At 43.6% G+C, this 3,459-nt stretch carries 2 protein-coding genes, 7 tRNA genes and 1 pseudogene; all 10 read left to right on the top strand.

All coding sequences use genetic code 11. The features are described 5' to 3' along the window. Nucleotides 1-211: 211 nt before the first annotated feature. The 10 genes and pseudogenes from DWX73_RS12975 to DWX73_RS12930 all read left to right on the top strand — a co-directional run bounded on the left by DWX73_RS12975 (nt 212) and on the right by DWX73_RS12930 (nt 3,311). Nucleotides 212-1,359: pseudogene (locus tag DWX73_RS12975) on the top strand (THUMP domain-containing class I SAM-dependent RNA methyltransferase). Between the two features lie 12 nt (nt 1,360-1,371). Continuing rightward, nucleotides 1,372-1,989: an RdgB/HAM1 family non-canonical purine NTP pyrophosphatase gene (rdgB, locus tag DWX73_RS12970; RefSeq protein WP_118349096.1), complete on the top strand. Its 618-nt coding sequence runs from the start codon at nt 1,372-1,374 to the stop codon at nt 1,987-1,989. Beyond that, entirely contained in the window at nt 1,967-2,446 is a 480-nt protein-coding gene (locus tag DWX73_RS12965) for a metallophosphoesterase family protein (RefSeq protein ID WP_118349095.1), read from the top strand. Before rdgB ends, DWX73_RS12965 begins: the two co-directional genes overlap by 23 nt. Before the next feature lie 199 nt (nt 2,447-2,645). Further along, nucleotides 2,646-2,719: transfer RNA gene (locus DWX73_RS12960), tRNA-Pro, on the top strand. 5 nt (nt 2,720-2,724) lie between these two features. Continuing rightward, nucleotides 2,725-2,795 (top strand) — tRNA-Gly (locus tag DWX73_RS12955). A 31-nt stretch (nt 2,796-2,826) separates the two neighbouring features. After that, nucleotides 2,827-2,900: transfer RNA gene (locus tag DWX73_RS12950), tRNA-Arg, on the top strand. A 5-nt stretch (nt 2,901-2,905) separates the two neighbouring features. Beyond that, nucleotides 2,906-2,979, top strand: a tRNA-His gene (locus DWX73_RS12945). Between the two features lie 55 nt (nt 2,980-3,034). Then, nucleotides 3,035-3,103 (top strand) — tRNA-Gln (locus tag DWX73_RS12940). Nucleotides 3,104-3,154: 51 nt separating this feature from the next. Next, nucleotides 3,155-3,227 (top strand) — tRNA-Lys (locus DWX73_RS12935). Nucleotides 3,228-3,231: 4 nt separating this feature from the next. Continuing rightward, nucleotides 3,232-3,311: transfer RNA gene (locus DWX73_RS12930), tRNA-Leu, on the top strand. Nucleotides 3,312-3,459: the final 148 nt, after the last annotated feature.

Genomic DNA, 3,459 nt, shown 5'->3' with positions numbered 1-3,459 from the left:
TGACTATTATCTAGTAGTTTGTGAAAACTAAGGACCGCCTAGTACTGAACGGTATGCTAGGTGGTGTGAGAGGTCGGCTAATCAATTAATGATTAGCCTCCTACTCGATCGTGTTAAGAATGACTGACGGAGATTTTTGGCAGCATCATGTTGACAGTGTTTCTAAATCACATTAATATAGAAGTTATCAGATAACAGAGGAGAAAAACACATGAATATGATAGAATTGATCGCACCGTGTCATTTTGGACTGGAATCAGTTTTGAAAAGAGAAGTTCTTGATCTTGGCTATGAAATTGCCAGCGTGGAAGATGGCAGGGTGACATTTTACGGAGATATGGAAGCGCTTGTGCGTGCAAATATTTTTCTGAGAACGGCAGAGAGAGTGCTTTTAAAGGCAGGCTCGTTTAAAGCAAGCAGTTTTGAGGAGCTGTTTGATAAGACGAAGGCACTTCCGTGGGAACAGTGGATTCCGGCAGACGGAAAGTTCTGGGTAGCAAAAGCATCTTCAATTAAAAGTAAACTTTTCAGTCCGTCAGATATCCAGTCTATTATGAAGAAGGCAATTGTGAAGCGTCTTCAAGAGAAATATCACATTGAATGGTTTCAGGAGACAGGAGCAGAATATCCGATCCGAGTATTTCTAATGAAAGACATTGTGACGATCGGAATCGATACATCGGGAAGTTCTCTGCATAAGAGAGGGTATCGCGAAACAGCAGGAAAAGCACCTATTTCGGAGACGCTGGCAGCAGCGCTTATTATGCTGACTCCGTGGAAGAAAGACAGGATTCTTGTGGATCCATTTTGCGGAAGCGGAACATTTCCGATTGAAGCGGCAATGATGGCAGCAAATATTGCACCTGGTATGAACCGTTCTTTTACGGCAGAGAAGTGGAATAATCTGATTCCGAAGAAGCTCTGGTATGAAGCAATAAATGAAGCGAATGATCTTGTGGATGATTCCGTGGAAGTGGATATTCAGGGATATGATATTGATAGAGATATGGTTCGGATTGCGAGACATAATGCAAGAGAGGCAGGGGTAGATCATCTGATCCATTTCCAGGAGCGGGCGGTGAAAGATTTGAGCCACCCGAAAAAATATGGATTTCTTATTACAAATCCTCCGTATGGAGAACGACTGGAAGAAAAAGAAGCGCTTCCGGACATTTACCGTGCGTTGGGAGATGCCTACCGGCAATTAGACAGCTGGTCTGCATATCTGATTACGTCTTATGAAGATACAGAGAAATATATGGGAAGAAAAGCGGACAAGAATCGCAAAATATATAATGGAATGCTGAAGACTTATTACTATCAGTCTTGGGACCAAAACCACCGAGACCGAAGAAATAAAGGAGTATACAGATGGAAAAACGAATCATTTTTGCAACAGGAAATCAAAATAAGATGAAAGAAATTAAGATGATTCTTTCTGATCTTGGAATGGAAATCTTATCTATGAAAGAAGCCGGAATCGATGTGGATGTAGAAGAAAATGGGACAACATTTGAAGAAAATGCGTTGATTAAAGCGCGGGCGATTGCAGAGCGTCTTCCTTCAGATATTATTCTGGCAGATGACTCCGGCTTGGAAATAGATTATCTGAATAAAGAACCGGGAATCTATTCTGCGCGTTATGCCGGAAAAGATACTTCATATGACATTAAGAACCAGATGCTGCTTGATCGTTTAGATGGAGTTCCGGACGAGAAAAGGACAGCCAGATTTGTGTGTGCGATTGCGGCAGTATTTCCGGATGGAACAGAAGAAGTCGTGTGTGAGGCTATGGAAGGCCGGATAGGATATAAGATTGCGGGAGTGAACGGATTTGGATATGATCCAATCTTTTTCCTTCCGGAGTTCGGAATGACTTCTGCAGAGATTACACCGGAGCAGAAGAATGAAGTGAGTCATCGGGGAAAAGCGCTGCGGTCAATGCGAAAAGTAATGGAGAAGAAATATGAAAATACTTGTAATCAGTGATACGCACGGGAGACATGGAAATTTTGATAAAATGCTGGAAAGGGAAGGCCAGCCGGATATGTTGATTCATCTTGGAGATGTGGAAGAGGGAGAAGATTACATTCGGGCAGTGATGGAGTGTCCGGTCTACATGGTAGCCGGTAATAATGATTTCTGGTCAGATTTGCCAAGAGAAGCAGAGGTACGCATTGCAGGTCAGAAAGTAATGCTGACACACGGTCATGCTTATTATGTTTCTATGGGAACAGAACGTTTGGCGCTTGCAGCATCGGCAGGGGGAGCGCAGGCAGTGTTTTATGGTCATACCCACCGACCGATTGTGGAATGGAACAGTGGGATTCTGGTAGCAAATCCTGGGAGTTTAAGTTATCCGCGCCAAAGTGACAGAAGGCCGAGCTATATTGTGATTGAGGCAGAAAAGGATGGAATGCTTCGACCAGAAATACGTTACCTGTAGAACGGACAGAATGGTCAAAGTAATGATGGAATATGCACAGATAAGTTAGCATGAGAATCTAGCTTATCTGTGCTAATAATGCAGGAAAAAATAAAAAAACAAAAAAAATAAAAAAAAATTGAAAAAAATGTTGACTTTTGAATTTAGTTCATATATAATAACACTTGCGTCAGGGAGAGATGCAAAAACAATAAAACATCGGGGTGTGGCTCAGCTTGGCTAGAGCGCTGGTTTGGGACCAGGAGGTCGCAGGTTCGAATCCTGTCACCCCGATTCATGCGGGTGTAGTTCAATGGTAGAACACTAGCCTTCCAAGCTAGATACGTGGGTTCGATTCCCATCACCCGCTTTCTTAAAGCCAAGTATAGCCTTTAAGATATGTGTTCGTAGCTCAGCTGGATAGAGCAACGGCCTTCTAAGCCGTGGGTCGGGGGTTCGAATCCCTTCGAGCACGTTATGGTGGGTATAGCGCAGTTGGTTAGCGCGCCAGATTGTGGCTCTGGAGGCCCAGGGTTCGAATCCCTGTATCCACCCTTTAGTGTAGACCTTGTTAGACGAACTGTTTCGTTGACAAGGTATTTCTATGTAATGGCTATCGCCAAGCGGTAAGGCACAGGACTTTGACTCCTGCATTCGTTGGTTCGAATCCAACTAGCCAGTTAGTCTGGGGAGAAGACAAAGGTGCCAGGCGAATTACAATATAGTTATGGAGCATTAGCTCAGTCGGTAGAGCACTTGACTTTTAATCAAGTTGTCCGGGGTTCGAATCCCCGATGCTTCATTGTGCGGATGTGGCGGAACTGGCAGACGCGCTAGACTTAGGATCTAGTGGGAGACCGTGCAGGTTCGATTCCTGTCATCCGCATGTTTCAAAGCTACAGCTTTTGAGAAATCAAAAGTTGTAGCTTTTTTTACTTTATAGGAAAGTTCGACTTTCGTCGAACTTTTGAATGAAAATAGCCCGCACAAAGGCGGGCAAAGGAAATAGACGGTTTGAGTTTAGAAGATATAAA

Source organism: Coprococcus sp. AF21-14LB (genome assembly GCF_003458885.1).
GTDB lineage: Bacteria > Bacillota > Clostridia > Lachnospirales > Lachnospiraceae > UBA9414.
The sequence above is the reverse complement of the archived record's forward strand: the minus strand, read 5'-3'. Positions and strand labels throughout refer to the sequence as shown.

Excerpts from the sequence above, each read along its gene's own strand:
- rdgB (WP_118349096.1), top strand. The coding sequence starts at position 1,372 with ATGGAAAAACGAATCATTTTTGCAACAGGAAATCAAAATAAGATGAAA.
- DWX73_RS12965 (WP_118349095.1), top strand. The coding sequence starts at position 1,967 with ATGAAAATACTTGTAATCAGTGATACGCACGGGAGACATGGAAATTTT.